21 protein-coding genes are annotated in these 25,340 nt (G+C 74.4%); 8 read left to right on the top strand and 13 right to left on the bottom strand.

Annotation, left to right across the window (positions count from 1 at the left end; all coding sequences use genetic code 11):
• The coding region (gene lhgO, locus QOZ86_RS20455) for an L-2-hydroxyglutarate oxidase (protein ID WP_284493816.1) at positions 1-1,170 on the top strand (1,170 nt) is incomplete at its 5' end.
• A gap of 127 nt (positions 1,171-1,297) precedes the next feature.
• On the top strand, positions 1,298-2,467 hold the full coding sequence (locus tag QOZ86_RS20450; protein ID WP_284493815.1) for an MFS transporter: 1,170 nt from the start codon (positions 1,298-1,300) through the stop codon (positions 2,465-2,467).
• A 6-nt stretch (positions 2,468-2,473) separates the two neighbouring features.
• Here the strand turns inward: QOZ86_RS20450 and QOZ86_RS20445 are convergent, their stop codons facing one another.
• The 8 genes from QOZ86_RS20445 to QOZ86_RS20410 form a co-directional block, all read right to left on the bottom strand.
• Entirely contained in the window at positions 2,474-3,355 is an 882-nt protein-coding gene (locus QOZ86_RS20445; RefSeq protein WP_284493814.1) for an NAD(P)-dependent oxidoreductase, read from the bottom strand.
• Positions 3,352-4,035 (bottom strand): RraA family protein, encoded by a 684-nt coding sequence (locus QOZ86_RS20440; RefSeq protein WP_284493813.1) that lies wholly within the window; start codon positions 4,033-4,035, stop codon positions 3,352-3,354. The genes QOZ86_RS20445 and QOZ86_RS20440 overlap by 4 nt, the downstream gene beginning before the upstream one ends.
• Before the next feature lie 35 nt (positions 4,036-4,070).
• Entirely contained in the window at positions 4,071-5,324 is a 1,254-nt protein-coding gene (locus tag QOZ86_RS20435; RefSeq protein WP_284493812.1) for an MFS transporter, read from the bottom strand.
• Positions 5,321-7,525: an Ldh family oxidoreductase gene (locus QOZ86_RS20430; protein ID WP_284493811.1), complete on the bottom strand. Its 2,205-nt coding sequence runs from the start codon at positions 7,523-7,525 to the stop codon at positions 5,321-5,323. Before QOZ86_RS20430 ends, QOZ86_RS20435 begins: the two co-directional genes overlap by 4 nt.
• Positions 7,522-8,361, bottom strand: coding sequence for a DUF6282 family protein (locus tag QOZ86_RS20425; protein WP_284493810.1), 840 nt, complete (start codon positions 8,359-8,361; stop codon positions 7,522-7,524). The genes QOZ86_RS20430 and QOZ86_RS20425 overlap by 4 nt, the downstream gene beginning before the upstream one ends.
• A 30-nt stretch (positions 8,362-8,391) precedes the next feature.
• A complete protein-coding gene (locus QOZ86_RS20420; protein ID WP_284493809.1) occupies positions 8,392-10,668 on the bottom strand; it encodes a TRAP transporter permease in 2,277 nt (758 codons plus the stop codon).
• A complete protein-coding gene (locus tag QOZ86_RS20415) occupies positions 10,668-11,177 on the bottom strand; it encodes a hypothetical protein (protein ID WP_284493808.1) in 510 nt (169 codons plus the stop codon). The genes QOZ86_RS20420 and QOZ86_RS20415 overlap by 1 nt, the downstream gene beginning before the upstream one ends.
• Before the next feature lie 80 nt (positions 11,178-11,257).
• A complete protein-coding gene (locus tag QOZ86_RS20410) occupies positions 11,258-12,277 on the bottom strand; it encodes a TAXI family TRAP transporter solute-binding subunit (RefSeq protein ID WP_284493807.1) in 1,020 nt (339 codons plus the stop codon).
• A gap of 208 nt (positions 12,278-12,485) precedes the next feature.
• Between QOZ86_RS20410 and QOZ86_RS20405 the strand changes: the two genes are divergently transcribed.
• The 3 genes from QOZ86_RS20405 to QOZ86_RS20395 all read left to right on the top strand — a co-directional run bounded on the left by QOZ86_RS20405 (position 12,486) and on the right by QOZ86_RS20395 (position 15,299).
• The gene (locus QOZ86_RS20405; protein ID WP_284493806.1) at positions 12,486-13,208 is read left to right on the top strand and encodes a GntR family transcriptional regulator; all 723 of its coding nucleotides are present in this window, start codon (positions 12,486-12,488) and stop codon (positions 13,206-13,208) included.
• On the top strand, positions 13,205-14,002 hold the full coding sequence (locus QOZ86_RS20400; protein WP_284493805.1) for an SDR family NAD(P)-dependent oxidoreductase: 798 nt from the start codon (positions 13,205-13,207) through the stop codon (positions 14,000-14,002). Before QOZ86_RS20405 ends, QOZ86_RS20400 begins: the two co-directional genes overlap by 4 nt.
• Before the next feature lie 70 nt (positions 14,003-14,072).
• On the top strand, positions 14,073-15,299 hold the full coding sequence (locus tag QOZ86_RS20395; RefSeq protein ID WP_284493804.1) for an MFS transporter: 1,227 nt from the start codon (positions 14,073-14,075) through the stop codon (positions 15,297-15,299).
• A 140-nt stretch (positions 15,300-15,439) separates the two neighbouring features.
• Here the strand turns inward: QOZ86_RS20395 and QOZ86_RS20390 are convergent, their stop codons facing one another.
• The 5 genes from QOZ86_RS20390 to QOZ86_RS20370 all read right to left on the bottom strand — a co-directional run bounded on the left by QOZ86_RS20390 (position 15,440) and on the right by QOZ86_RS20370 (position 21,337).
• The gene (locus tag QOZ86_RS20390; RefSeq protein ID WP_284493803.1) at positions 15,440-16,492 is read right to left on the bottom strand and encodes an acyl-CoA dehydrogenase family protein; all 1,053 of its coding nucleotides are present in this window, start codon (positions 16,490-16,492) and stop codon (positions 15,440-15,442) included.
• Positions 16,493-16,595: 103 nt separating this feature from the next.
• The gene (locus QOZ86_RS20385) at positions 16,596-17,756 is read right to left on the bottom strand and encodes an acyl-CoA dehydrogenase family protein (RefSeq protein WP_284493802.1); all 1,161 of its coding nucleotides are present in this window, start codon (positions 17,754-17,756) and stop codon (positions 16,596-16,598) included.
• Between the two features lie 112 nt (positions 17,757-17,868).
• Positions 17,869-18,186 (bottom strand): hypothetical protein, encoded by a 318-nt coding sequence (locus tag QOZ86_RS20380; RefSeq protein ID WP_284493801.1) that lies wholly within the window; start codon positions 18,184-18,186, stop codon positions 17,869-17,871.
• Positions 18,187-18,260: 74 nt separating this feature from the next.
• On the bottom strand, positions 18,261-20,540 hold the full coding sequence (locus tag QOZ86_RS20375) for a SpoIIE family protein phosphatase (RefSeq protein ID WP_284493800.1): 2,280 nt from the start codon (positions 20,538-20,540) through the stop codon (positions 18,261-18,263).
• Entirely contained in the window at positions 20,537-21,337 is an 801-nt protein-coding gene (locus QOZ86_RS20370; RefSeq protein WP_284493799.1) for an alpha/beta fold hydrolase, read from the bottom strand. Before QOZ86_RS20370 ends, QOZ86_RS20375 begins: the two co-directional genes overlap by 4 nt.
• 267 nt (positions 21,338-21,604) lie before the next feature.
• Between QOZ86_RS20370 and QOZ86_RS20365 the strand changes: the two genes are divergently transcribed.
• The 3 genes from QOZ86_RS20365 to QOZ86_RS20355 form a co-directional block, all read left to right on the top strand.
• Positions 21,605-22,366 (top strand): hemerythrin domain-containing protein, encoded by a 762-nt coding sequence (locus QOZ86_RS20365; protein WP_284493798.1) that lies wholly within the window; start codon positions 21,605-21,607, stop codon positions 22,364-22,366.
• Positions 22,367-22,490: 124 nt separating this feature from the next.
• A complete protein-coding gene (locus QOZ86_RS20360) occupies positions 22,491-24,812 on the top strand; it encodes a helicase domain-containing protein (protein WP_284493797.1) in 2,322 nt (773 codons plus the stop codon).
• A 242-nt stretch (positions 24,813-25,054) separates the two neighbouring features.
• The coding region (locus QOZ86_RS20355; RefSeq protein WP_284491805.1) for a transposase at positions 25,055-25,340 on the top strand (286 nt) is incomplete at its 3' end.

The raw sequence follows: 25,340 nt of genomic DNA, 5'->3' as shown, positions 1-25,340 counted from the left end.
GCGCGCCGGCTGCTCCAGCTCCGGCCCGATGCCCAGGTCACCCTGCTGGAGAAGGAGGACCGGCTCGCCGCCCACCAGACCGGCCGCAACAGCGGCGTGGTGCACGCCGGCCTGTACTACGAGCCGGGTTCGCTCAAGGCCCTGCTCTGCCGCCGCGGGGTCGGCCTGCTGAAGGAGTTCTGCGCCGAGAAGGGCCTGGGCTACTCCGAGATCGGCAAGGTGCTGGTCGCCCTCGACGCCGCCGAGCAGTCCCGGCTGGACGCCATCGCCGAGCGGGCCCGCGCCAACGGGGTCCCCGGCATCCGGATCATCGACCGCGCCCAGCTGGCCGAGCTCGAGCCGCACGTCACCGGCGTCGCCGGCCTGCACTCCCCCACCACCGCGATCGTCGACTACGCCGGGATCACCCGGCAGCTGGCCGCCGACGCGCAGGCATCTGGGGCCTCGGTCCGCACCGGCTTCGCCGTCACCGGACTGCGGCACACCACCGGCGGGCCGGCCGAGGAGGTCGTCGTGCAGGGAGCCAACGGCGAGGAGCTCGCCGTCGACCAGGTCGTGCTCTGCGCCGGCCTGCAGGTCGACCGGCTCGCCGAACTCGCCGGCGACGGTTCCGCCCCCCGCATCGTGCCCTTCCGCGGCGAGTACTTCGCCCTGGTCCCCGAGAAACGCTCCCTGGTCAACGGCCTCGTCTACCCGGTACCCGACCCGCGCTACCCGTTCCTCGGCGTCCACCTCACCCCCCGGTTCGACGGCGAGGTGCTCGTCGGCCCCAACGCCGTGCTCGCCATGGCCCGGGAGGGCTACCGCCGGCGCGACGTCAGCCCCCGGGAGCTGGCCGAGATCGTCCGCTACGCCGGGTTCCGCAAGTTCGCCGCCCAGCACTGGAAGACCGGTATCGCCGAGATGCGCGGGTCGCTCAGCAAGCGCACCTTCACCGCCGCCGCCCAGCGCTACGTCCCCGAACTCACCGCCGCCGACCTGGTCCCCGCCACCGCAGGCATCCGCGCCCAGGCGCTGGAATCCGACGGCAGCCTCGTCGACGACTTCCGCATCACCCGCACCGGCGCCGTCGTCGCCGTCCGCAACGCCCCCTCCCCCGCCGCAACCAGCTCCCTGGCCATCGCCGAGCACATCGTCGACGACCTCCTCGGCCGCGGCCGGGAGTCGTGACCGGGGCCGCTTTCTGCCGGGCACTCCCCGGGCGCCTCCCCGCCGAGCCGCGGCAGGCCTGACGGCCGTGCGTCCGCCTCCTGGGACCCGTGGCCCGGCGACCTCACGCGCCGCGGCCACCGCGGCGGTGAGCGTCACCACCGCCGGCGTGCTGCCGCCCTTCATGGTGGGCGTGCTGTGGGTGCAGGTGCGTGCGGACCTCGGGTTCGGCCCCTCGCTGCTGGGCGTCCTGGTGGCCTGCTTCTTCCTCGCCTCCGCGCTGTCCGCGTTCACCGCCGGCATGGTGGTGCGCCGGTTCGGCACCTCACCGGTGGTGCGGCTCTCGGCACTGGTGGCCGCCGCCTCGATGCTGGTCATCGCGGTGGCGGCGCAGCACACCCCCGTGCTCGTCGGTGCACTGCTGGTCGCGGGCTGGGGCAACGGCGTCGGGCAGCCGGCGAGCAACGATCTGATCGCCCGGGCGGTGACGCCCGACCGCCACGGGCTGGCCTACGGCACGAAGCAGGCGGCGATCCCGCTGGCGACGATGCTCGCCGGGGCGGCGGTGCCGCTGGTCGCCATCCCGCTCGGCTGGCGGCCGGCGTTCGCGATCGGCGCCGGGATGGCGCTGCTGGTGATGCTCACCGTCCCCAGCGGCCGCCGGCTCCCCCCACGGGGCACCGCCGAGGCGTCGGAGGCCGCCGGCCCCTTCCGCCGCGCCGCACTGGTCGTGCTTGCCTGCGGCCTCATGCTCGGCGCGGCCACCGGCAACGCCCTCGGCTCCTTCTTCGTCGCCACAGCCGTCGACTCCGGCATCTCCCCCGGCACGGCCGGGCTGCTCGCCGCGGTGGCCAGCGCCACCGGCGCGGCGGCGCGGATCGCGCTGGGCTGGCTGGCGGACAGGGTGCGCAGCAGGTGGCTGCTGGTGGTGGCCGCGCAGATGGGGATCGGTGGCCTGTCCTACGCGCTGCTGGGCACCGGGGTGGAGGTGCTCATCGCCGCCGGTGCGGTGATCGGCTACTGCACCGGCTGGGCGTGGGCCGGCCTGTCCACGTACTCCGTGGCCCGGATGCACCCCGGCATGGCGGCTCGCGCGACCTCGATCACCCAGGGCGGCATGGGCGCCGGGGCGGCGCTGGGGCCGCTGCTGTTCGGCGTCCTCGTCGCGGCGACCTCCTACGCGGTCGCCTGGTACACGACGGCGGCGGTCTCGGTGGTCGCCGGGGCGGTCATCGTCCAGGGCCGCCGGATGCTCATGCGGGACCGGCCCGGGCTGGTGGCCGCACAGGAGCTGCGGCGGGGGGCCCGGCACGCCTGACCCCGGTCACCCGGGCATGCTGCGCAGCACCTCCAGCGCGGCGGTCAGCGACGGCGGCAGCGCACCCGGTTCGTGCCCGGCCGCCGCCAGTCCCCGTGCGCTCAGCTCGTGCCGCTGCACCAGCCCGCTCGAGAGCAACGGCGGCACGCCGGTCCCGGCGACGGTGTCCCGGGCCATCCGCACCTCGACCGCCCGGCGGCCGGCATGGGCCACGTGCGTGGTGACCAGCATCGTGGCGAAGTCCCGCGTCGGGTAGCGGTCGAGCGTCTCCTCCACCATGGCGATCAGCGGCTCGACGACGTCGAGCTCCCGGGCCGCGAGCAGCGCCTCCACCCACAGCCCCTCCATGCCCTTGACGACGACGCTGCGCAGCATCTTCAGCGCCGCCGCGGCGCCCACCTCGCTGCCGACGACGGAGGCGTTAAAGCCCAGCCCGGCCAGCAGCCCGACCGCCTCGGCGGCGTCCGGCCCGGCCAGCGAGATCGGGATGGCCGCGCCGTCGAGGGTGATACCGCCGCCGGTCATGACCCCGTCGACCACCCGGACGCCGGCCAGCGCGGCGGCGACCTCCAGCTTGGCGGTCGGCTCGGTCGAGTTCAGGTCGACGTAGAGGAGGCCCTCCCCGGCGTGCGTCGCGAACCCGGTGGCCGCGGCCACCGCCGTCGCCGGGGTGACCAGCGAGAGGACCACCTCCCGGTCGGCGAGCGCGGCGACGTCGTCGGCCACCGTCGCGCCCGCCGCGGTGATCGCCGCGCGCACCGCAGGCCCCCGGTCCGGGTCGGCCAGGAGGCGGTCGTGCACCAGCAGGTCGGCCCCGGCGGCCGCCACCGCCCCGCCGATGACCCGGCCGGCCTCGCCGAAGCCGAGCAGGCCCCAGCGGAGGCTCACCGGGGGCCGTCCTCGGTCACGAACTCCTCGGCGAGCGCAGCCAGCACCCAGGAGCGGTCGAGCGTGCCCGCCGCGATCTCGGCGAACTGCTCCTCCTCGGCGGCCAGCCGCTGTTCCCCGAGACCCACGACCTGATCCGCGCGCTCGTGCGGCACCACGACCACGCCGTCGGCGTCACCGACCACGAGGTCGCCCGAGCGCACCACCGTGCCGCCGGCCTGCACCGGCCCCTGCACCTCGCCTGGCCCGTCCTTGTACGGGCCGAGGTGGTTGACGCCCGCCGCGAAGACCGGGATCGGCCCGGCGGCCAGCCCCTCGGCGTCCCGCACGGCGCCGTCGACGACGATCGCGGCGATCCCCCGGGTGACGGCGTAGCGGCCCATGATCTCGCCGAGGACCGCGCGTTCCACGAACCCCCCGCCGTCCACCACCAGCACGTCGCCGGGCTCGGCCAGGTCGAGGGCGCGGTGGATGACCAGGTTGTCCCCGGGCCGGGTGCGCACGGTCAGCGCCGGGCCGGCCACCCGCGGCCAGCGTCCACCGGGCACCCAGTGCACCCCGCGGACGCCCCCGGCCCGCTCCATGCTGTCGGACAGGATGCTGGTGGGGAGTTCGCGGCAGCGGGCCAGCAGGGCGGGCTCGGGCCGCGGGCCCGTGGGATATCGGCGGCAGCTGCTCATCTCGGTCCTCCAGGTGGTGGTCGGGGGTCTGGGGTTCAGGTGGGCGCCTGCAGCCCGGCGTCCTGCACCGGCACCCGGCGGCGCAGGCCGGGAACCGGCAGCCCGCGCGACCGGCGGACCATGCGGCGGCTGAGCCGGATCGTGACGGCGGCGAGCAGGCTGAGCACCGTGGCGGTCAGCCAGGCAGCGGGATAGGAGAACGTCTGCGCGACGACGCCGAAGAACAGCGGCCCGCTGGCCGCGCCCAGGGACAACCCGGTCTGCACGAAACCGGTCACGGACGCGGCGGCGGCCCGGTTGTCGCGGATCACGGCGAAGTGGAACAGGCCCGTCCAGGCCCAGCCGAGGCCGTAGGCCATCGCCGCACCCAGGACGAACAGCACCGGCTGCCCGGTGGCCAGGAAGCCGTAGCCGATGGCGCCGCCGGTGAGCAGGTTGGCGATGAACAGGTAGCGGCTGCGGTCGGGATGCCGGTCGGCCAGCCAGCCGAAGCCGATCCGGCTTCCCAGGCCCAGCACCGAGCAGGCGGCGAACAGCAGCCCGGCACGACCGGGCTGCACTCCCGCCGCGACGGCGGAGTCGACGAGGAAGACGCCGGTGGACGTCGCGGCCGCCGAGCCGAGGAACCCGCCGAGGGTCAACACCAGCAGCCCCCCGCGCGGCAGGCCCTTGTCCGGTGCGCCGGGATCCGCGGTCCGGGGTCCGGCGTGCGCGTCGCGCCCGCCGACGGCCGTCGCGACGAGCAGCAGCACCGCGAGCGTCACCGCCGCGGCGACCGCCCAGCGCCACCCGAAGACCAGCGCGATGCCGGGCACCGCCAGGCCGCCGAGCAGGGTGGCCGCCGGGATCGACGACTGCTTGATGCCGAAGGCCAGCCCGAGCCGGTGCTCGGTCACGAACTCGGAGATGCCCAGGTTGGCCGAGGGCTGGGCGACCGCGTTGCCCAGCCCGCCGATGGCCAGGCCGGCCATCAGCCATCCCGCCGACGAGGCGGTGCCGATGGTGACCAGCGCGGCGATCGCCAGCACCGCGGCCAGGACCGCGCCCCTGCGCGCGCCCAGCCGCTGCACCAGCCGCCCGCCGGGCCGCGCGCACGTGCCGGAGACGGCGAACAGCGTCGCGGCGGCCAGGCCGAACAGGCCCAGGCCCACCTCGAGGTCGGCGCGGATCTGCACCGCCAGTGCGCCGACCAGGAAGGCCGGCAGCACCCCCAGGACGGAGACGGCGACGGCCTGCAGGATCGCGCGGGTCGACGCCGGGGCTCCGGCAGCTGGGGGCGGGCCGGTCACCGAGGCGGCACAGCCAGGGGCCGGCCCACCCGTTCTCCGAGCCGGCGCAGGGCGGCCGAGGTCTCGCCGTCCAACGGCACGCCGTGCAACCGCCGGGCGGCCCGCTCGGCCGCGGCCCGCTGGCCGGGCGTCCGCACCGGCTGGTCGTCCTCGACCGCGGGCAGGTTGCGCAGCTCGGCCAGCAGGACCTGCGTCCGTTCCTGGATCCCGGCCGCGTCGCCGAGCCGGGCCGGGTCGAGGACGACGACCAGGTGGCTGACGTCCGGCGACCGGGCGCCGGCCCGGAAGGTCAGGTTGCCGACCCCGGGGCCGAACGGGCCGCCGGACAGGACGGCGGTGAGCAGCTCGACCAGCAGTCCGAGGCCGTACCCCTTGTAGCTGGACCGCTGCCGGTCGCTGCCCAGCGGCAGCAGCGCGCCCTTCCCCGGGTAGACCGCCGCGGGATCGCTGGTGTCCCGCCCCTCCGGCGTGAGCCCCCACCCCACCGGCACCGACGTACCGGTGCGCAACGCGATCTCGAACTTGCCCCCGGCGACCACGGAGGTCGCCATGTCGAAGACCATCGGCTCCTCCCCGGCCACCGGCATGCCCAGCGCCAGCGGGTTGGTGCCGAGGTAGGGACGGGCCGTGCCGGTGGGCGCCACGACGGGGCCGGTGTTGGTCGACGCCAGGCAGACCAGTCCCTGCCGGGCCGCGTCGTAGGCGTAGGACCCGCTGGAGCCGTGGTGGGTGCTGCGTCGGACGTTGACCCAGCCGACGCCGAACTCCCGGGCGCGCGCGATCGCTTCCCTCAGCGCCACGGTGGTCACCGGGTGACCGAGCAGGTCGTGCCCGTCCACCAGCGCGACCGGGCCGCCGTCGGAGTGCACCGTCGGCTCGCCCTCGGTGGCGAAGAACCCGCCGGACAGCGCGCCGACGTAGGCCGGCAGCCGGGCGACGCCGTGCGAGTCGATCCCCGACAGGTCGGCGTACCCCAGCACGTGCGCGACGTCGCGGGCGTGGTCGGGTCGGACACCGACCGCCTCCAGCACACCGGCGGTCCAGGTCTTCAGGTCCTCGGCCGGCACCCGGGCCGCCGGCTCCGCGATCACCTCGACGGCCTCCACGCCGGCCGGCTCGCGGCTGGCGCCTCCGCCGGTCGCGCCGCTCGCACCCGCGGCGTCGAAGGCGTCGAGCACGGCCGCGGCCACCGCCGACGTGGATGCGGGCCGCACCCCCTCGGGCGCGAGTTCGTATGTCCACGGTCCCTGGCGGAGCACGGCCTGCGTGGCCGTCCGCAGCCGGTCGCCGAGTGCGCGGGTCTCGTCGAAGTGCTGCAGCAGCGCGACGAGCGCCAGGTAACCGCCGAGCGGATCGACCTGGTTGCGGCCCGCGCGGCGCGGGGCCGAGCCGTGCGCGGGCTCGAACAGGCCCTGGCAGCGTCCCCGCAGTGGTTCCCCGGGGTGGACGGAGGCGGAGCCGCAGAGCGCCGGGGAACCGGCGCGGCCGGCCGCGAGGTCGCTGAGGATGTCGCCGAGCAGCCCCTCGGTGACGATCACGTCCGGCACGGCACCGCCCGATCCCAGCTCGAAGGCCGCGCGGTCGACGAGGCGGTGCTCGACCGGCACGCCGCGCCGGCCGGCGACCTCGGTGGCGACCGTCCGCCACAGCCGCCCGGTCGCGTACAGGTTCGCCTTGTCCACCGACATCAGACGACCCCCGCCGCGTTGCTGCAGCCGATCGATGCCCAGCTCGACCACCTCGGCGACCCGCCCGGGGGTCAGCCGGAGGACGTCGGCCGCCTCGCCGCCGTCCTCGGAGAAGGTCCGGTCGCCCGGCCCGGTGCCGTAGGAGCCGCCGATCAGGTTGCGGACGACGGTGAGGTCCCTGCCCTCCCCCATCGGGATGTCGCGGACCGAGATACGCAGGTCGTACCGCTCGCGCAGCCGGTGCAGCGCCACCTCCGGCCGGGGGCAGACCTCGGCCGGCACCCCCGGGTCCTCACCGACCGCGCCGAGCAGGATCGCGTCGGCCGCGTCGCAGGCGGCGAGGGTCTCCTCGGGCAGGAGCTCCCCCGTGGCGGCCGCCGCCCGAGCGCCCACCGGCCAGGGTCCGGTCACCTCGAGGGCTCCCTGGTCGGCCAGCTGCCGGAGCAGCCGCGAGGGACCGTCCAGCACCTCCTCGCCGACGCCGTCGCCGGGCAGGAGCGCGACGCGGATCACCGCCGCACCAGCCGCCGGCCGACCGTGGTCATGATCAGCTCGGTGTCCGACTCCCCCACCGACCGCTCGAGGTCGGCCAGCCAGCCCGGCAACGCCTGTTCCATGGTCGGGTAGTGGGCGTGGCCGAGGTCGCCGCCGAAGGCCAGCATGTCGTGGGGGTAGACCTCTCCGAGCGTCGTCGACGGCGGGCCGTCGGTGGTCAGGATGTCGGGCAGGATGCCCAGCTCGAGGACGACGCCGAGGTCGGCGAACTCCGGAGCGGCGTCGTCGTCCCACTGCAGGAACGGCATCCGCGGGTGGTTGAGCAGCATGCGGGTGACCCCGGCGGCCTTCGCCGAGCGGAACAGCACGAGCGCCTGCGAGCAGGTCAGGTGACCCGACGCCAGCACCAGGTCGTGCGCGGCGACGACGTCGAGGACGTCGTGCCAGTCGGGCAGCAGGGCCCCGGCCTCGTCGAGGACGTCGACCTGCCGGAACGCCAGCGTGCGGTGGACCGACAGCTCCGGGCTGGACGCCGACGCGATGTGCGCCGGTGCCGAGACCGTGGGCATCCAGACCACCCGGCCACCGAGCCTGGCGGCCACCTCCACCGCGTCGGGGTTGGCCCCGCCCACCGGGGAGTTCAGCACGATCCCGCCGACGACCTCGACCCCCGCGGTGTCCCCTCGCTCGGCGGCGAGCGCGGCCCGCTCCACCGTCGAACCCTCGTGCGCCTTGAGGACGGCGAAGTCGACGCCGACCGTCCCGTGCGCGCCCAGCACCTCGTGGTCGAGCCCGTGCCGCTCGACCAGGCTGGGCGCACCGTGCACGTGCAGGTCGGCGACCCCGGAGATCACGGCCTTCCTCCCAGGAGGACCCGGCTCATGTCAGCGCTCCCCACGGGTGTCGGTGCCGGTCGTGCTCGGGGGTGCGGCGGTCGTCGCTCCGGAGCCGGCCCGCGCATCGGGCGCCTGCGACGCCTGCTCGGCATCGCCCTCCCCACCGGGGAGCATCGCGCCGAGCGGGCCGCCCACGGAATGCCCGGCGCGCCTGCGCATCAGCAGGTGCACCAGGGTTCCGGCGATGCCGAAGGCCAGGCCCACACCGATCCACAGCGGCTCCATGACCAGCAGCGCGAGCGCCGCGGCCAGGAACAGCACCCGCTCGGGCCATCCGGCCGGCCCGATCAGCCACTTGCCGGTGACCACGGCCAGCGCGCCGACCGCGAGCGAGGAGGCGACGAACGCGATGGCGACCGTGGCAGCACCGCCCTCGAACAGCAGGCCGACCCCGTTGGGCGACAGCACGAAGATGAACGGCACCAGGAAGGCCGGCAGCGTGTACTTCCAGGTGAGCCACATGGTGGGCACCGGTTTGCCCCCGGTGATCGCCGCTGCGGCGAACGGCGAGAGGGCCGTCGGCGGCGACACCTCGCTGAGCACCGCGTAGTAGAAGATGAACATCGCGGCGGCGAACGGCTCGACGCCCACCTGCTGGAGAGCCGGCGAGATGATCACGAACGAGATGATGAAGCTCGCCGTGACCGGTACCGCCAGGCCGAGCAGCACGACGACGACGGCCGAGAACAGTGCGGTCAGGGCCAGGCTGCCACCGGCGAAGTCGACGATGATGCCCGCGAGCCGCAGCGCCAGCCCGGTGAGGGTCATGACACCGACGATGATCCCGGCGACCGCCATGACGGGGATGACCGAGAGGGCACCGACCGCGCCCTGGCCGAGCGCGTGCCAGAGCCGCTTGGGCGTCATCCAGTGCTCGCGGTCGAGGAAGCTCAGCAGGAAGGCCAGTGCGGTGGCGTACACGACGGCGCGGAAGGGCGTGTAGCCCAGGGCCAGGAAGAAGACGATCGCGGCCAGCGAGCTGAAGTGGTACCCGAACCGGAAGAGCAGCCGCCACGCCGACTTGTCCTCCACCTCGACCTGGTGGGTGCCGTGCCGGCGGGCGTCGAACTCGATCGCCAGGATGATCCCGAGGTAGTACAGGATCGTCGGGATCGTCGCCCAGATCAGCACCTCGAGATAGGAGACGTTGAGCAGCTCGGCGATGATGAACGCCGCGGCGCCGAGCGTGGGCGGCGACATGATGGCGCCGATACCGGCAGCGGCGAGCACACCGCCACCGGCCTCCGACGAGTAACCGGCCTTGCGCAGCAGCGGCCAGCCGAAGCCACCGAGGGTCACCGTCGTCGCCACGCCGGAGCCCGACACCGTGCCGAGCAGGAAGCCCGACAGCGTCACCGTGCGGCCGGGACCGGCCGCCGACTGACCGAAGGCGGCGAAGGACAGGTCGATGAAGAACTTCGTCGCGCCGGAGGCCGCCAGCACCGCACCGTAGATGGTGAACAGGATGATGTAGGTCGCGGCGACGTCGAGCGGTACGCCGAAGATGCCCTGGGTCCCCATGACGTTGTGCCCGATGAGCCGCGGCCACTGGAAGTCCGCGGTGGTGAACGGGCTGGGCATGGACGAACCGAAGTAGGCCATGGCCAGGAACCCGAGCACCACGATCGGGACCAGCAGACCCACCGTGCGCCGGGCCGCCTCCAGCACCAGGAGGACGAGCAGGGTGCCCACGATGAGGTCGGTGTCCGTCGGGACGATGGCCCGGCGGAAGAAGCCCTGCCAGTCGTAGACCATGTAGAGACCCGGCGCCAGCGAGACCAAAGCGAGGAGCCAGTCGAGGATGTTCGGGTGGTCGGCCTTGCCCTTCAGCTTGTCCTTGTCCGACCGGCCCCAGCCGCGGTAGGTCAGGAAGGTCAGGAACAACCCGATGCTGAGGAACAGCGGGAGGTACACCTGCCGCGGCATGGGGTTGAACACCCAGTAGAGGGCGAAGAGCGACAGCCCGACGCCCACGACCGCGACGACGTGACCGGGAATCCCGGTGAGGTGCCGCGCCGGCTTCTCCGCCTCGTACTCGGCGAGCAGCGCCTCCTCGTCGATCTGGTCGGGGTCCACGTCCCGGTCCCGGTCGAGGCTCTTGTCGATGGTGGAGGCGTCCTCGACCCCCTCCCGCGCGCCCGGGCTGGCCGGCGGCGCCCCCGGGACGTCGTCCGGGGCCCTGCCGGGCTCGCCGGCCACCCTGGTCGCGCCGCCGTCGGCCGGCTCGGGTCCGACCTGCTTCTGCGTCCGGCGTCGGAGATTCATCAGCTCTCCTCGATGTCGAGTATCACGGAGGGGTCTTCGGTGACGACGCGCTGCCAGATCGGGACCGGATCCGAACCGGGCACGAACAGTGTGCGCTCGCCGAGGTCGGTAGCGGCGATGTGGAGATCGTCGAACACGGCCGGTCGGCTCGGGTCGGGCTCCACCACGAACGGCAGCCGGTCGCCTGGCGGCGACGGCCGCGGAGCGCCAGGGACGGCGTAGTACTCCTCGAGGACGGCGACCTGCTCGGCCGCCAGTTCCACGAGCTCGAAGCGGCCGTCCGGCAGCACCCGGTACCGCTCCTCGGCCAGCGTCCGGTAGATGCTGTTGCGGTACCCGACGGCGAACGTGTCGCCGTCGAGAGGGACCCGCGCGATGAGTTCACCCTCCGGCCCGCGCACGGTGACAGCCTGCTCCCCCTCGCCCCCCGTGGCGACCGCTACGACGCCGCCCGCCGCGGCGATCGCCGCGAGCAGGGCGAGCATCCCGATCAGCAGGCGGCGCCGCACGAGGAGGGGGCGGGACGACCCACGGCTGCCGGGGCCGGACCATGGTCCGGCACCCGGCAGCACGGGGGCTCGGGAAGGGGTCAGCCGACCGAGTCGAAGTAGGCCTGCGCGCCCGGGCAGGTCTCGATGAACTCGACCTCGTCAGCGGTCTCCGCGTTCAGCTCCTCGGCCGCGGGGTGCACGGTGAGCAGCTGCTCCTCGTTCTCGAAGATGGTGCGGGTGATGGCCTCCTGCAGGGCCTCGTCCATGTCGGTGCGGACCACGAGGATGTTCGGCGACACGACGTTGGGCACCGCTTCCTCCTGGCCCTCGTAGGTACCGGCCGGGATCTCCTCGGCGAAGTAGTAGTCGCCGTACTCCTCGGAGAGCGGCTCGGCGTACTCGCCGGTCGGGATGAGCACCAGGTCGCTGGTGCTCGCGAGGTCGACGATCGCACCGGTGGGCAGACCACCGGACCAGGCGCCGGCGTCCACCGTGCCGTCCTGGATCGCGGCGACCGTCTCGGCCACACCCAGCTGGACGCGCTCGATGTCGGCCTGCGGGTCGATGCCGGCGGCCTCCATGATCCGGTCGGCGGTGACCTCGGAGGCCGAGCCCACGGCGCCGGGCGAGACGCGCTTGCCCGCCAGGTCCTCGATCGAGGTGATACCGGTGTCGGCCGTCGTGAAGAAGTGGACGAAGTTGTTGTACGTGTTGCCCAGCGAGCAGATGTCCAGCGCCTCGCTGAAGGTGTTCTCCCCGTTCGCGGCGTCGGACACGACGTCGCCGAGGGCCAGGGCCATCTGAGCCTGGTTCGTGTCGAGCAGCTGCATGTTGTCGACCGACGCGTTGGTCTCCTGGACGGTGACCGTGAGGCCGGGGATCTCGGAGCTCAGGAGGTTGGCCATACCACCGCCATAGGGGTAGTAGACGCCGCCGGTACCACCGGTGGCGAACGTCAGCTGCTCGTCGAACTCCTGGGCGGCCTCGCCACCGCCATCGGCGGCCGGCTCCTCGGCGTCGTCGCCACCGCAGGCGGTGAGCACGAGGGTCGAGGCGACGCCGAGGGAGAGCAGCAAGCGGGAGCGCTTGCCGGAGTACGTGCCGAGGGTCGTGGACATCAGTGGCCTTCCTGTCGGGTGCCGACACGGCCGGGCCGGGGGGCCGGCGGCGGGAACACCGCGTGACGGCCCACCCGCGGCCGATGGGGCATGTGCCTGAGCTGTAGGGCAGGTCACAGCAGTGAATCAGTTCACAAATCCGGCTGTCTACTGTTTACATTGTCACGGGACGATGACGATTCCCCACGTCGCGCGGAGGTGCGGTCCGGTGCTGGAGGAACGACCGATCGCGACGCTGCCGCTGCGCGAGCACGTGTACGAGCGGCTGCAGGAACTGCTGATCAGCCGCAGCCTGGCGCCCGGCGACCACCTGGTCGAGGAACGGCTGGCCACGCAGCTGGGCGTGAGCCGGGGCCCGGTCCGGGAGGCGCTGCAGCGGCTGCATCGGGACGGCTGGATCACGATCCGCCCGCGGTACGGGGCCTTCGTCAACCAGCCCACGGCGCAGCAGGTCCACGAGTTCTTCGAGGCCCGGGAGCTCGTGGAGCGTGAGGCCACGCACCTGGCCGCCGAGCGCTGCACCCCCGCGGACGCCGCGCGGCTGCTGGAGATCTGCGGCCAGGCCGACGCCGACTGGGCGCGGGGAGTCCCGACCCAGCAGATGGCCACCCACACCGCCCGGTTCCACCGCGCCGTGCTGGAGTGCGCCCGCAACCACATCCTCCTCGAGTTCGGCGAGCAGCTCTCCCACCGCAGCCGCTGGTTCTTCGCCCCCCTGGTGTCCGCCATCGCGCCGCGTGCCTGGGCGGAGCACCGCCGGGTGGCCGAGCTCATCGCCGCGGGCGAGGCCGGCCGCGCGGCCGAGGCGATGCACAGCCACATCGCGCTGTCCCGCGACTCCTACCTCGACATCCATCCCGACGGCGACACCTACGACGGCCTCGATCCCGTGGCCTCCCCGTCACCGCGGGCACTGGGCTCCGGCCGGTGACCGCACCTCCCGTCCCCGACCGGAAGAAGCGACCCATGGCCCATCCCCCCGTCGTCCTGGTCACCGGCGCATCGAGCGGCATCGGCCGCGCCTGCGTCGATGCCTTCCTCGCCCAGGGGGCGCGCGTCGTCGCCGCCGCCCGCCGCACCGACCGGCTCGACGAGCTGACGGCGCAGCACGACGGGGCCGTGCTGCCCCTGGCGCTCGACGTGCGCGACCGGGATGCGGTGAACGCCGCTCTCGGGTCGCTGCCGGAGAACTTCTCGCCGATCGACGTGCTGGTCAACAACGCCGGCCTCGCCCGCGGCAGGACCCCGCTGCACGAGGACGACCCGGACGACTGGGACCAGATGCTGGACACGAACGTGCGCGGCCTGCTCAACGTGTCGGGGGCGGTGCTCCCCGGCATGGTCGAGCGCGGCTCGGGTCACGTCATCAACGTCGGGTCGAACGCCGGCCGCGAGGTCTACCCCGGCGGCACGGTCTACTGCGCCACCAAGGCCGCGGTCGAACGGATCACCCGCGGCATGCGGATGGACGTCCTCGGCAGCGGCGTCAAGGTCAGCGAGGTCGACCCGGGGATGGTCGAGACCGAGTTCTCCGTCGTCCGCTTCCACGGCGACCAGCAGGCGGCCGACGCCGTCTACGAGGGCGTCACCCCGCTGGCGGCGCAGGACATCGCGAACGTCGTCACCTGGATCGCCGGGCAGCCGCCCCACGTGGTGATCGCCGACGTCCTCGTCTACCCGCTGGACCAGGCGGGCTCGGGGAAGATCGCCCGCAGGAAGGGATGACCGTCCGCTGACCGCCGGAACGGGCACCGGCGCGGGTACCGGGCGACGGCGGGACTTCCCGGGCTGGCGCATGGTCTGGGCGCTCTCGGTCACCGAGACGATCTCCTACGGCGTCCTCTACTACTCCTTCGCAGTCTTCCTCGTGCCGATGCGCGAGGAGCTGGGCGCCTCGACCGCGCAGCTCTCGGGCGCGCTCACCCTCGCGCTCGGCCTCACCGGCATCGGCGCGGTGGTCGTGGGCCGGTGGCTTGACCGCTCCGGGCCCCGCTGGATCATGACCGCCGGCAGCCTGCTCGGTGGGGCGTCGGTGCTGGGGTGGTCACAGGCCGGCGACCTCGTCGAGCTCTACCTGGCGTTCGCGGGCATCGGGCTGGCCAGCGCAGCGGTGCTGTACGAGCCGGCGTACGCGGTGATCAACACCTGGTTCCGCCGCGACCGGCCGAAGGCGCTGCTGACCCTCACCGTGGTGGCCGGGTTCGCCTCCACGACCTTCCTGCCGACCTCCCAGTTCCTCATCGAGACGCTCGGCTGGCGGCCGGCACTGGTGGTGCTCGCCGCGGTCGTCGCGGCGTGCGCCGCGCCGCACGCGCTGCTCCTGCGCCGTTCCCCGGCCGACCTGGGCCTGGAGCCCGACGGCCGCCCGGATCCGGGGCCGCCGCCGCCGGTCGGGTCCGCCGCCGATGCGCCGGTCCCGGGGATCGCTCTCGATCTCGCCTCCTACCGGGGTGCCGGCGCGGCCTGGCGACGGCCCGCGGTGCGCTGGCTGACCCTGGCCACGGCGTTGCAGATGGTGGCGAACGCGGCGGTCGCGGTCTTCCTGGTGGCCTACCTGCTCCAGGCCGGGGCCCCGCCGGGGCTCGCCGCGGTGGCCGCCGGCGCGCTCGGCGCGCTCTCGGTGACCGGGCGGGTGGTGCTCACCGTGCTCGCGGCGCGGGTCGGCATCGGCACCGTCACAGCGGCGATGGTCGCCGGGCAGGCCCTCGGCGTGGTGCTGCTCTTCCTGCTGCCCCAGCCGGCGGCCACCGCCGTGTTCGTGCTCCTGTTCGGTATCGGCTTCGGCGTCCTCAACATCGCCCGCCCGGCCCTGCTCGGGCAGTACGTGCCCGGGGTCGTGTTCGCGACGGTGTCGGGCCACCAGGCGCTGGTCGGCCAGTTCGGCCGCGTCGTCGCGCCGGTCGCCGGCGGCGCGCTGATCACCGCGTTCGGGTTCGGCGCCGGGTTCACCGCCATCGCCGGCTGCGCACTCGCCGCCGCGGTGCTGCTGGTGCTCTGCGAGCGCGCCGCCCGCAGCAGCTGAGGTGCGCGGGCCGCCCGGGGCGTGCCCCGCGCGGCAGCACGAAGGGCGCGGCCGGATCTGGTGTGGTCGATGGCCGATCCCGTCACCGTCCGGCCGGGACGTCCGCACCAGCGTCTGCTCGCCGGCGAGGGCTGATCGGCTCAGCCCACGCGGGTGAGCGCCGGCCAGAGGCCGTCCGGCCCGTCGGCCAGCAGCCCCTCTGCCAGCACCCGCGACCACACCAGCTCGCTGCCGGCCTCGTCCCGCCACGACCACAGCCGCCGGGTGAGGTGGTGCAGCTTGTGCTCCTGCGTGAAGCCGATCGCGCCGTGCACCTGGTGCGCCAGCCGGGCGACCACCTCGACGGCCGCCCCCGCCCGCACCTTCGCCGCCGCGGCGGCGAGGACGACGCCGGACGAGCCGTGGGCGAGCGCCTGCACGGCCGCGTCGGTCACCGCGGTCACGGCGGTCACCTCGCCGGCCATCTCGGCGAGCTCCATCTGGATCGCCTGGAACTTGCCCAGCGGCCGGCCGAACTGGTGCCGCTCCCCCGCGTACTGCACCGTCCAGGTGAGCACCCGCTCCAGCGCCGCCCCCAGCTGGACCGCCCGCGCCAGCGCGAAATCGGCCCGCAGCTCGCGCGTCCGGGCCGCGTTCAGCGGGGCCACCGCCGCCGGCACCCCCTCGAGCGTCAGGGTGCCGCGCGGCTCACCGGCCAGGTTGAACGCATCGGTCGCCGGCACGCCGTCGGCCGACAGCAGCGCCAGCACCTCGCCGTCCGGGCCGTTCGCCAGGAGGGCGACGTGCGCGGCGGCACCGGCCCACGCCACACCGGTCGCCGTACCGGTGAGCGTCCAGCCGTCCCCGTCCTGGGACGCCGTGACCCCCTCGGCGATCGCGAAGGTGAGCGGCTCCTCCACCGGCGGCAGCGTCAGCCCCGCCGCGATCACCGCCGGGCCGGCCACCAGCAGCTGCTCGGCCACCGGCACGGCCGCCGCACCGGACGCGAGCGTCCGCACGATCGCCACCGCGTCGGCCAGCTCACCGCCGGATCCCCCGGCCTCCTCCGGCAGCCCGACGCCGGTCAGCCCCGCGTCGGCCAGCGCCGACCACAGCCGGTCGTCCCAGCGCCGGTCCGCGGTCAGCACGAACGGCTCGTGCGAGCCGAGGATGTCCCGGACGGTCTCGACCACCAGGTCCTGGTCCGATGCCATCAGCTGTTCCCCTCGCTCGACTCCGCGCTCGTTCCGCTCCTCGGTCGCTGTCCCCCGCAAGCGGGAGGTGCTCCCAGCCAGGGGCGATGCCCGCTCGCTGTCGTCATCGCAACCCCAGTCCACGCGCCACGATCCCTCTGAGGATCTCGTTGGTCCCGCCGCGCAGCGTGAAGCCCGGCTGGTGCAGCTGCGCCTCGGCCAGCGCCCGCGCCAGCGGATCCGGCGAGTCCAGCGAGGGCAGCACGTCGACCACCCGCCGGATCTCCTCGATGACGTCGGCCTCGAACGTCGTCCCGACGTCCTTGACCAGTGCGGCCGGGATGTTCGGCAGCTCGCCCCGGTCGAGCGCGGCGGCGATCCGCAGGGACATCTGCCGGAGAGCGAGGATGCGCGCGGACAGCCGGCCCAGCGTCACCAGAGCGGCCGGGTCACCGCTGTCGGCCACCCGGCGCCCGAATTCGGCGACGAGGGGATACGTCGACAGGAACCGCTCGGGGCCTGACCGCTCGAAGGCCAGCTCGGCGGTCACCTGGTGCCAGCCGTTGCCCTCCTCGCCCAGCAGCATGTCGCCGGGGACGACGACGTCCTCGAACACGACCTCGTTGAAGTGGTGGCCGCCGTCGAGGATGCGGATCGGGTTGATCGTGATGCCCGGCAGCGACAGGTCGATGAGCAACTGCGACATGCCGGCGTGCCGGTTGGCGGAGTCCGACGGCGAGGTGCGCACCAGCACGATCCCGTAGTGCGAGTGGTGCGCGTTCGACGTCCAGACCTTGGCGCCGTTGACCACCCAGTCGCCGGCCTCGTCGCGCGCGGCCCTGGTGCGGATGGAGGCCAGGTCGGAGCCGGAGTCGGGTTCGCTCATCCCGATGACGAAGAAGCACTCCCCCGCGGCGATGCGCGGCAGGATCTCCTGCCGCTGCTTCTCGGTGCCGTAGGCCAGCAGGTTCGGGCCGGACTGGCGGTCGGCGATCCAGTGCGCGGCGACCGGTGCCCCGGCGGCGAGGAGCTCCTCGGTGACGGCGTAGCGCTCCATCGCCGAGCGCTCGTGGCCGCCGTACTCCTTCGGCCAGGTCATGCCCAGCCAGCCGCGCTCCCCCAGCTTCTTGGAGAACGCCGGGTCGACGCCGGACAGCCAGGTGTCGACGTGCGTGGTGAACGTGCCCGCGGCGAGCTCGGCGGCGAGGAACTCGCGCACCTCCGCCCGCACCTGCTCCGCGGCCTCCGACCGCGGTGCCGGCGCCAGTGTCAACGAGTTGCTCATGCGACTCCCCAGGTGTGGTCATGCTCTCCGCCGTTCTACAGGTCGACGGAACGGTCCGCGCTTTCGGGCTCCCACACACGTCTGCTGCATGGCACAGGCACCGACGGTCGGATCAGTCCTCCGGGCGCGGCCCGGCCGGATCCTCGGACGACGGTCCGCGGGTGAGCTGGCGCAGCTCGCTGACGACGTCGGTGGCCACCGTGCCCAGCGACGACAGCGCGCCGCCGACCAAGCGGCGCACCGCGGCGACGTCCAGCGCCAGGACCGGCCCGACGCCGGAGCCGGACTCCAGGCCGCCGAGCTCCCCGTTCGCCGGGCTGCGCTCGACCAGGTCCGGCGACCAGCGCATCGCGTCCCCGGACATCGACCAGTCGCCGGATGCGCCGTCGATCGCCTCGGTGACCGGGTTGCCGCGAGCTGACGAGTCCATGACCGCCTCCAGCCGGAGTTGGCTCCATGGTGTCGCGAAACAGCGCCGCCCGGAAGGTGCGGGACGCGCGGGCTTCAGGTCCGGGTCAGCGCCAGCAACGCGATGTCGTCGGCCCGGTGCGCACCGGTCAGCTCGGCCAGCAACCGGTCGCACAGTTCGCCCGGGTCGGCCGCGCAGGACCGCGCGGCCACCTCCAGCAGCCGGTCCATCCCCGCGTCGATGTCCGCACCCCGGCTCTCCACCAGCCCGTCGGTGAACAGCACCAGCGTCGCCCCTGGCGGGAGCACACCGGCCCACTCCTCCGCCGGCGCGGCCGACGCACCCAGCATCCGCGTGGGCCGCACCGGCAGGAACTGCGCCTCACCCGCCGAGCACAGCAGCGGGGGCAGGTGCCCGGCCGAGGCGATCCGCAGCTCACCGGTCGCCGGATCCAGGGTGGCGAACAGCGCCGTCGCCATCCGCTGCAGGCCGAACTGCTCCCAGCCGCGCTGCAGTCGGTCGACGAGCACGGCCGGCGACGGTCCGTCCACCGACATCGCCCGGGTGACGCTGCGCAGCTGCCCCATGGTCGCGGCGGCCGTGATGTCGTGGCCCACGACGTCGCCCACCGCCATCGCCACCTGGTCCCCGGGCAGCCGGACGACGTCGTACCAGTCGCCGCCGACGTCGACGCCCTGGGTCGCCGCCAAGTACCGCACCGCGGTCGCGATCGCGGGCACTTCCGGCGGCGCGGGTGGGAGCAGGCTGGCCTGCAGCGTGTGCGAGGTCCGCTCCTCGAACTCGAACCGCTGCGCCCGCTCGACCACCTGCGACAGCTGCAGCGCCAGTTGCTCGGCGACCTCCACGGCAGCGGCGGTGAACGGCGGCCGCTGCCGGTCGCCCCCGAGGGTCACCACGCCCAGCCGCCTGCCGTCGACGATCATCGGCACGCTCACCACGCGCTGGAGCTTCAGCACCTCGACGAGCTCGCGGTACTCGTCGTCGGCGGCGACCTCGGCCAGCAGGGCCCGGCCCTCGGCGGGGTCGTGCAGCCACTGGGTCCGGCCCTCCCGCAGCGCCCGCACCCCCGGGTGCACCGGCGACCGCGACGGCGCCTGCCTTTCCCGCAACCGGTCGAGGAGGCGCTGCCCGGCAGGGTCGCGGTGCCGGGCCGCGGACCGCGCCAGGCCGTGCTCGGTCACCAGGTCGATCACGCAGACGTCGGCCAGCCGGGACACCACGAGATCGGCCAGCCGCTGCACGGTCTCGGTCACGTCCGCGGCGTCGGCCATCAGCCGCGCCGCCTCCAGCAGGAACCCCGTCCGCTCGCCCTGCTGCCGGGTCTGCTCGTACAGCCGCACCCGCTCCAGGGCCTGTCCGGCCTGCCGGCCCAGCGTCCACAGCAGATCGACGAGCGCAGGGTGGAGCGGGCGCTGGTCCCCCGGCTCCTCGAGGCTGATCAGGTCGCCCCGTTTCGGCGCGCCGCGGGCCAGCACCAGCACGCCCAGCCGCTTGGAATCGGCCGACACCGGCACGATCACCAGGTCGGTCACCCCGTCCGCCGCCATCGCCGCCGCCAGCCGGGGCTGATCGGCGCGCAGCCGGGCATCGAGCACGACCGACCGCAGGCCCTGGGCCAGCTCCAGCGCCAGCTGACTGCCGGCGGCCTCCCGCAGTCGGCGCAGCAGGTCCACCGACACCCCGTCGGAGCGCACCGGACGCAGTTCGGGCAGCTCCCGCGGGTCGTCGGCCTCACCCACCACGAGCACCAGGGCGGCACCGCGCGCCTTCATCGCGGCCCGCCCGCGCTGCACGATCACCGTCGCGACGTCCTCGGGTGTCATCGCGGCAGCCAGGTCGAAGACGACCTTCTGCACCGTCCGCGACCGCGCCTCCGACTCCTCGGCCAGCCGCTGCGCGGCCAGCAGCTCCCGCTCGTACCGCCGCCGCGCGGTGGCCTCGAACAAAGTCGCCCGCACCAGCAGCGGCGCGCCGTCGTCATCGCGCATCTCGACGGCGTTGAGCAGGCACGGGAGCAGCGAGCCGTCGATCCGCAGCACGTCCATGGCGATCTCGCGCACCGCGCCCTGCATGCGCAGCAGCGGCACCAGGTGGGTCTCGTAGAAGACCCGGCCACCGACGCTCAGCAGCTCCTGGATGCGGCTGCCGAGCAGGTCCTCCGGCGACCGCCCGGTCCAGGCGCAGAAGGTCCGGTTCACCCGCGCGATCCGGCCGTCCGGCGCCGTGGAGAGGTAGCCCATCGGCGCGTTCTCGTAGAGGTCCGCCGGGTCGTCCTCGAGCAGGCGGTCGAGCTGCGACTTCGGATCCCGCGCCCTCTGCGGACCGGTCGGCTTCCCGCCGTCCGGGCCGGTCACGGCGTCAGGAACGCGCGGATGGCGGCCGTCGTCTCCTCCGGCGCGGAGAGCTGGGGCACGTGCCCGGTCGCCCGCATCCGGACCAGCGTGCTGCCCGGGATCCGCTCGTGCACGTACTTCCCCGCGGTGTCGGGGGCGATCGCGTCGGCGCTGCACTGCAGCACCAGGGTGGGCACCTCGATCCCGTCGAGGTCGGCGCGGTTGTCCGACAGGAAGGTGACCCGGGCGAACTGCCGGGCGATGTCCGGCGCGGTGCGGCAGAAGCTGTTGGTGAGCTCCTCGGCCAGCTCGGGCCGCTCCGGGTTGCCCATGATCACCGGTGCCATCTGCGCCGACCAGCCCAGGTGGTTGCTGTCCAGCGCGTCGAGCAGGCCGACGATGTCGCCGCGGCTGAACCCGCCCACGTAGTCGCCGTCGTCGACGTACCGCGGGCTGGGCCCGACCATCACCATGGCCCCGAAGAGCTCGGGTGCCCGGTGGTAGGCGAGCACCCCGATCATGGCGCTCACCGAGTGGCCCACGAACACGACGTCGGAGAGCGCGAGCTCGCGGCAGATCTCGACGACGTCGGTCGCGTACCCGTCGAGGGAGCCGTACTTCTCCGGGTCGTACGCCGACAGGTCCGACTGCCCCGAGCCCACGTGGTCGAACAGGACGACGCGGTGGTCACAGGCGAACCGTGGAGCGACCAGGCGCCACAGCGTCTGGTCGCACCCGAAGCCGTGCGCGAACACCATCGGCCGCCCCTCGGGGGGGCCGCTGGCGTTCACCCGGTTGCGCGTGACGACGCTGCCCACGCAGCCGACCGTAGTGGACCGGACGCCTGATGTCGCCGATCCCGGCCACGACGACGGAACCGCTCCGCTCAGCAACTCCCGCCCGCGGTCGTCACCGTCGGTGACCTCCGCTGGACCGATCGCCGCGCGGCGCCGGGCCGCGGTCCCGGCCGGTCCGCGGCCGACGGGAAACCGCTGTCGCCCTTGCGGAGCTGCCCCTACCCTGCCCCGCATCCGCTCCCCACCCTCCTGGAGCACCGGCCCGAACCGCCGAACGAGGTGCGTGCCATGACCGCTACCGCGGTCCGTTCCCCCGTCCTCCTCGTCCCGCTGCCCCGTCGCCCGGCCGAGCCTGCCGTCGCACCGGACCGACCTGCCCGCCCCGGCCGTGCGGCCGCCTACCAGCGGGTGCTGCACCAGCTGGTGCGCCGCGAGCTGCGCACGCTGGCCGACGTCGTGTCCTGGGCGCCGGACGCCGAGTGCGTCCGCACCGGGATCCTCACCTGCCACGCCGGGCTGGTCGCGCGGGTGCTGCTGCACCACCACGCCGTGGAGCGGGAGTCGGTGTGGCCGGCGCTGCTGCGCGCGGTCCCGGCGACCGCCCGGCCCACCGCCGAGGCGGCGGTCGGCGGCTGGACGCTGTCCTGCGCCCGGATCGACGCCGCGCTGCGCGACCTCGACACCGCCGCCCGCCAGTGGGCTGTCACCGGCAGCGGCCGCGCCCGGGACTCGTTCGCCCGCGCCTGCCGTGCCCTGGCCGACGACGTGACCGCGCAGACCGCCGAGGAGGAGCGGACGCTGCTGCCCCTGCTGGACGCACACCTTCCCGAGGCCGACTGGACGACGATCATCCGCACCGCCCGCTGCGGGCTCTCCGGCCGTCAGCGGCTGCTCGTGCTGGGCCTCGCCCTCGAGGACTGCTGCGCCGGCGACCGCGCCCGGCTGCTGCGCGGCGCTCCGCGGGCGACCCGGCTGGCCTGGCGCGTCTACGGCGGCGGGCGGTACCGCGCGGCCATCGTGCGGCTGCGCGGCGCCCCGCCCGCCGGGTGAGGGATCGCCGGTAGCAGGACACCGACGTCGTCGTTGCGCCGAGGCTCACAGCCTGTCGGCCGTGCCCCGGGCGAGGGCGCGGACGATAGTTGTCCGCCGGAACGGACGACGGAAGCGATGGGCAGTGACGACAGCTGGACAGGCACCGACGCAGGACGCCGAGGTGGCGGCGGAGCAGACCTACGTCAGCGGCCTGCACCAGCGGCTCGACGAGGTGCGGGCGCGCACCGTCACCCGGCTCGAGGAGGCGCTGGCCACCGTGCCGCACAACCCGCAGGCGGTCGGTGAGCGCGAGGCCGCGGTCGAGCTGCACTCCCAGCGGATCGTGGCGCTGGACGCCGCCGACAGCGGGCTGTGCTTCGGGCGCCTCGACCGGCACGACAGCGACGTCGCCCGCTACGTCGGCCGGATCGGCCTGAACGCCGACGACGGCCGCGACGAGCCGTTGCTGGTCGACTGGCGGGCGCCCGCGGCGCAGCCGTTCTACACCGCCACTCCCCTCCACGACCTGGGCGTGCGGCGCCGGCGGCACATCCGCACCCGCGGCCGCACGGTCGTGAGCATCACCGACGAGACCCTGGACCTCACCGACCCCGACCTGGCCCAGCGCTCCGGCATGGCCGGCGAATCGGTGCTGCTGGCCGCGCTCAACGCCACCCGTACCGGGCGGATGAGCGACATCGTGCGCACCATCCAGGCCGAGCAGGACCGCATCATCCGCGCCGACCACCGCGGCGTGCTGGTCGTCCAGGGCGGTCCGGGCACCGGGAAGACCGCCGTCGCACTGCACCGCGCCGCCTACCTGCTCTACACGCACCGGGAGCGGCTGGCGCGCAGCGGGCTGCTCGTCGTCGGCCCGTCACCGACCTTCCTGGCCTACATCGCCGACGTGCTGCCCTCCCTCGGCGAGACCGGGGTCGTGCTCGCCGATCTCGGTGGCCTGCGGCCCGGCATGCAGGCACACGCACCGGAACGACCCGAGGTCGCGGCGGTCAAGGGGCGGCTGGCGATGGTCGACGTCGTCACCGCCGCCGTCCGCGCCCGGCAGGCGGTCCTCGACAAGCCGGCCACGCTGTCCATCGACGGGACGCCGGTGCGCTTCGCCAAGACCGACGCCGCCCGCGCCCGGAGCCGAGCCCGCGCCGCCTCCCGGCTGCACAACGAGGCACGCCCGGCGTTCGCGCGGGCCGTGATCGACCTGGTGGCGCAGAAGTACGCCGGCACGCTCGGCCAGAACGTCCTCGGCGGCGCCAACCTGCTCGGCGCCGGCGACGTCGCCGCGCTGCGCCGGGAGGTCGCCACCGAACCCGCGCTCCACGCGCTGATCGACCGGCTGTGGCCCCGCCTCACCGCCGAGCGGCTGCTCCGGGACCTCTTCTCCTCCCCGCAGCGGCTGACCGCGGCGACCAAGGGCTGGACCGACGCCGACCGCGCACTGCTCGCCCGCCCGCCGTCGGCGCCCTGGACGCCGGCCGACGTCCCGCTGCTGGAGGAGGCCGACGAGCTGCTCGGCGTCGACGACTCCGCCGAGCGCACCGCCGCCCGGCGGGAGAAGCAGCGCCGGCTGCGGCACGCCCAGGAGACGCTCGACCTGCTGCACGGCTCGCGCTCCACCGACTGGGAGACCGAGGACGAGTCGGAGGAGCTCTCCGCCGGCGACCTGCTCGACGCGGAGGGCCTCGCCGAACGGCAGGAGGAGACCGACGGCCGGTCGACCGCGCAGCGTGCGGCCGCCGACCGCACCTGGACCTACGGGCACGTGATCGTCGACGAGGCCCAGGAGCTGTCGGCGATGGCCTGGCGGGTGCTGCTGCGCCGCTGCCCCACCCGGTCGATGACGCTCGTCGGTGACGTCGCCCAGACCGGCTCGGCGGCCGGGGCCACCAGCTGGGCCGAGGTGCTCGAGCCGGCGCTGGGCCCCCGCGACCGCCGCGGCTGGCGCATGGAGGAGCTCACCGTCAACTACCGGACGCCGGCCGAGATCATGGAGATCGCGGCCGAGGTGCTGGCGGCCGGTGGGGCGGACGCGTCGGCGGCGAGCTCGGTGCGGTCCACCGGCGAGCGGCCGTGGGCCCGTCAGGTGGCCGACGAGGAGTTCGCCGCCGCGGTCGCCGAGGCGGCCGCGGAGCTCGACGCCGAGGACGGGACCCTCGCCGTTCTCGTCCCGAGCAGCCGGCTGGCGGCCGTCACCGACGCCGTCCGGCGACGGCTGCCTTCGGCGTCGGCCGACGGCGACCTCACCGCCGGGGCCGTGGTGCTCACCCCGCAGGGCAGCAAGGGCCTGGAGTTCGACTCCGTGCTCGTCGGCGACCCGGCCGGGATCCTCGGGGAGGGGGTGCGCGGCCACAACGACCTCTACGTCGCCCTCACCCGCGCCACCCAGCGGCTCGCGGTCGTCCACACCGGCGAGCTGCCCGTGGAGCTCAAGGGCCTCGACCCGCGCTGACCAGCCGGGCCGAGCGTTGTTCCGCGGAAGGTCTGCCTCTGAGCACTCCTGCACTCAGAGCGTGTCCGGGAACTGGGCGTGTCCGCGCGGGCGGGAAGGCGGACTCCTGGTAGGGCGGTAGGTGTCTACGCCACCACCTACCAGGAGTCCTGGTGTCATCTTCCCCGACTTGCACGTGTGCGTCCTGCCCGGCCAACAGCACCACCGGTAGCGACCGGCGATCGGGGCTTCCGCGCTGCCAGGTGTATCCGTCCTCGGCGACCACCGACGCCCAGTGGGCGCTCATCGAGCCGCTGCTGCCGCCGCCGGGCAACGCCGCCGGGCGCGGTGGCCGCTCGGAGAAGCACGACCGCCGCCTGCTCGTGGACGCCATCTTCTACCTGGTCAGAGGCGGAATCACCTGGCGTGAACTGCCCCGCGAGTTCCCACCCCGCTCCACGGTCTGGGACACCTTCACCCGCTGGGTGCGCAGCGGAGCCTGGGCTCGCCTCCACGACGCGCTGCGTGACCAGCTACGGGTACGCCTGG

Source organism: Blastococcus capsensis, assembly GCF_030165005.1.
GTDB classification, from domain to species: Bacteria; Actinomycetota; Actinomycetes; order Mycobacteriales; family Geodermatophilaceae; genus Blastococcus; species Blastococcus capsensis.
Note: the sequence above shows the minus strand (reverse complement) of the source record. Positions and strands in the feature narration are given on the sequence as shown.

Coding starts and splice junctions, on each gene's coding strand:
- QOZ86_RS20385 (WP_284493802.1), bottom strand. CDS start 17,756: ATGAGCAACTCGTTGACACTGGCGCCGGCACCGCGGTCGGAGGCCGCG.
- QOZ86_RS20420 (WP_284493809.1), bottom strand. CDS start 10,668: ATGAATCTCCGACGCCGGACGCAGAAGCAGGTCGGACCCGAGCCGGCC.
- QOZ86_RS20440 (WP_284493813.1), bottom strand. CDS start 4,035: ATGAGCAGCTGCCGCCGATATCCCACGGGCCCGCGGCCCGAGCCCGCC.
- QOZ86_RS20390 (WP_284493803.1), bottom strand. CDS start 16,492: ATGGCATCGGACCAGGACCTGGTGGTCGAGACCGTCCGGGACATCCTC.
- QOZ86_RS20410 (WP_284493807.1), bottom strand. CDS start 12,277: ATGTCCACGACCCTCGGCACGTACTCCGGCAAGCGCTCCCGCTTGCTG.
- QOZ86_RS20380 (WP_284493801.1), bottom strand. CDS start 18,186: ATGGACTCGTCAGCTCGCGGCAACCCGGTCACCGAGGCGATCGACGGC.
- QOZ86_RS20365 (WP_284493798.1), top strand. CDS start 21,605: ATGACCGCTACCGCGGTCCGTTCCCCCGTCCTCCTCGTCCCGCTGCCC.
- QOZ86_RS20395 (WP_284493804.1), top strand. CDS start 14,073: ATGGTCTGGGCGCTCTCGGTCACCGAGACGATCTCCTACGGCGTCCTC.